The organism is Lysobacter sp. CA196 (assembly GCF_052078695.1).
Lineage (GTDB): Bacteria > Pseudomonadota > Gammaproteobacteria > Xanthomonadales > Xanthomonadaceae > Lysobacter.
Genome location: NZ_JBQJIN010000063.1, coordinates 1 through 3,127, shown reverse-complemented (window position 1 = coordinate 3,127; position 3,127 = coordinate 1). Strand labels below are relative to the sequence as shown.

4 protein-coding genes are annotated in these 3,127 nt (G+C 61.2%); all 4 read right to left on the bottom strand.

Annotated features, from left to right (window positions below):
- Window positions 1-61: 61 nt before the first annotated feature.
- Entirely contained in the window at window positions 62-949 is an 888-nt protein-coding gene (gene bufB / locus ACTOWK_RS23555) for an MNIO family bufferin maturase (RefSeq protein ID WP_441332500.1), read from the bottom strand.
- 1 nt (window position 950) lies between these two features.
- A complete protein-coding gene (bufA2, locus tag ACTOWK_RS23550; protein WP_441332499.1) occupies window positions 951-1,454 on the bottom strand; it encodes a BufA2 family periplasmic bufferin-type metallophore in 504 nt (167 codons plus the stop codon).
- Between the two features lie 201 nt (window positions 1,455-1,655).
- The gene (locus ACTOWK_RS23545; RefSeq protein WP_441332498.1) at window positions 1,656-2,318 is read right to left on the bottom strand and encodes an NrsF family protein; all 663 of its coding nucleotides are present in this window, start codon (window positions 2,316-2,318) and stop codon (window positions 1,656-1,658) included.
- Complete coding sequence (locus tag ACTOWK_RS23540) at window positions 2,311-3,000, bottom strand: sigma-70 family RNA polymerase sigma factor (RefSeq protein ID WP_441332497.1); 690 nt, start codon at window positions 2,998-3,000, stop codon at window positions 2,311-2,313. Before ACTOWK_RS23540 ends, ACTOWK_RS23545 begins: the two co-directional genes overlap by 8 nt.
- Window positions 3,001-3,127: the final 127 nt, after the last annotated feature.

Here is a 3,127-nt window from a genome sequence, read left to right as displayed (position 1 = left end):
GCGTCTGGGCCTCGCCCCTGCATCTGCGCCAGAAATCGTTTCTGCAGCTGCACCAGCGCGTTCATGCGGCCCGCTCACGGCGTTCGGCGCGGCCGTAGGCCTCACGTGCGAGATCGAGCTCGGCCAGCAACTCGGTCAGCGATGGGTAATGATCGTCGCGTTCTATCATGGTGCTGATCGGGCCGAAACGGCGAATCGCGCTTTCATAGAGGGACCACACCTGCGCTGGCACCTCGTGATCGTGGGTATCGATGCAGTAGTCGCCGTAGTCGCTATGCCCAGCCAGGTGAATCTGCCAGATGCGATCGGCCGGCAGCCCGGCCATGTAGTCCAGCGGATCGAAACCGTGATTGCGTGCGCTGACCTGGATGTTATTGATATCGAGCAGAATCCGGCTGCCGCTGCGGCGCGCTACCTGAGCGACGAACTCCCATTCCGGCATCTGCGAATCGTTGAACTCGACGTAGCTGCTCAGATTCTCCAACAGAATCTCTCGGCCCAGAAAATCCTGCACCTGTTCGACCCTGCGTACTACGTGCGCAATCGCTTCTTCGCTGTATGGCAGTGGCAGCAAATCATGGCTATTGACACCGCCGACTCCAGTCCAGCACAAGTGGTCCGACACCCATGCCGGCTCGACATCTCGCGCTAACTGGCGCAGCGCACTCAGATACTCGAAATCGAGCGGATCGGTACTACCTATCGATAGCGATACGCCGTGCATTACCAGCGGATAGCGTTCGCGGATTCGCTCCAGGTAGTGCCGCGGCTTACCGCCGGCCACCATGAAGTTTTCCGAAGTGATTTCGAACCAATCGAGCACAGGCGGGTTTTCGATGATCTCTTCGAAATACTCGGTGCGCAGGCCCAGCCCGAAGCCGAGCCATGGACGCGGCTCCGACGCAAATGCGTCGGAGCCCGGCCCATCGTGTCGTAGGCCGTACTGCATGTCAGATGACCTTGCCGCTGATGTTGGTGCAGCTCGACGCCGGCAGCGCAACGAAGCCTTTCCCCTTGCAACTGCCCTGGCTCTTGCAGGCATTGCTGGCGGTCTTGCAGTCGTTATGGCCCTTACAGGCGTTGATGCCGTAGCAACGGACCTGCGTACTGGCCGCGACCTTCATGCCTTTTCCGGCATCGATCACCTTGCCGCCCACGTCGCCGCAGGCCGCTGCCGAAGCTGCGACGAAACCCTTGCCCTTGCAGCTGCCCTTACCCTTGCAGGCATTATCGGCAGTCTTGCAATCGTTATGCCCCTTGCATTGATTGACGCCCGAACAATGCACGAGATCGACCTTCGCGTGGCCCTTCGGCTTGGCCGCAACCGGGTTCGACACGACTAGAGCCGCGGCCATCAGCGCCAGTGCGACACCCGACACGCCGGCGATCGAATTGGATTTCATCTGTACTCTCCTAAAAATGGGAAGACCGTCGGCCAGGCGATGCCGCGGCAAACGCTCGGTGGACGGGGTGCGGAGCGATCATTTCGCTCGCCTTGAAGAGTTCGTTGCGCGGGCCGATTTGGTTACACCCCAACGAAGAATGATTTACGGATCGGTTCAGTCCTTGCTCACCGCCGGTCGGATGCGCCTATGAGGTCTCGTCGCCATATCTGAGGTACCCGACCCCTGAAGCTTCGAGCGCCGCCATCACACTTACTTCCGCGCGTAGCCGATCCAGGAGAAGAAACGCCCACTGAACCACCAGCTCAACATCGACAGCGCGATCACCATCCCGACATGCCACAGCAACACCATCAGAGCGGTTTCACCTTCATGTATGAGACTTACCGTGGCGGCCGACAGTGCAGCGGCGCTCAAGGCGGCCAGTATCGCGGTCGGTGCCGGACGCACCACCCCCGCATGACGCACCATCCACAACAAGACGAAACCCAGCGGAAGACTGGTCAGGGCAATCGCCCAGGCGCATTCGAAGGCATGTAGCTGAAACGTAAACGCGGCGAAGCCTCGCCCCAGGAAGTCGCCCATGCAGCCCATGCCCAAGCCGGCCAGCCACAACAACGCCGCCGGCAACGGCAACCACGCCCACGACGTGGAACGACCCGGGACGCTGACCTGGAATGCGGCGTACGCAGCCAATATGCCGGTCAGCAGGCTGGCCATCCATTCCACCGCAATGCTTGGAACCGCCATCGTCCGCCACCAATCCACGCGCGGCCCGTGAGCGGCGACGATGACGAGCATGACCGGCACCGCCATCAACAGCCACGATAGGGTGCGCCGCAACGGCGAGGACAGCCGTTTGACCGGTCCGGAGCGATCGGCGAGTTGTTCTATCAGCCGCTCGGTATCATTCATGTATCGCCCCCTCCTTCATCACCATCGCGCGCAACGATTTGAGCGCGCGATGGCAGGCAACTTTGAGCGAACCGACACTCTGATCGCTCTGCGCAGCCGCTTCACTGAGCGATAGCTCGTTCAACCGCAGCAAGCGCACGGCTTCGCGTTGTCGCTCCGGCAACGCCGCCACCGCCCGCTGCACTACACCCGCCGCGTGCTGCCGTGAGATCGCTTCGTCCGGCCCCTGTGCGACGTGCGGCCGCTCGGCGATCTCATCGCCAGCCTCGATCTCGTGCTTAAGCCGCTGGGAACGTTTGCGCAACAAATCGATACAGCGACGAGTCGCAATAGTGCTGAGCCAGGGCTTGAATGGACGTCCGCACTCGTAGGTATGACGGATAGCGTGCACGGTCATCAGTACCTCCTGCACGGCATCTTCGGCATCCTCGCCGCGACCGAGATAGCGACGGGTGATGCTACGCAAATACGGCGTAATGCCTTTTAGCAAAGCCTGATACGCGACGCGATCGCCGCCTTGCGCCTGCTCCATCAGCCGCCCCCACAGACGACCGGAACAGTCGCCGGCGTCCTGAGATTCGAATGGCAGCTCCGGACCCGACTCGGAAGCGCCTTCGCTCGAAGACTCGGACATAGCCTCGTCCGTGAGCGTTTTCCTCACGAAAGGGAGAATGATCGCCATGATGCTCGTGCCATCGGGACACGCCAATTCGGGTCGCGGTTCATACCTGGAGGTCCTGATGATCTCGATGGGTACGGCGACCGATGCTCCAATGAGCCGCGATAGCAGCCGCTGCGTTCATACAGGT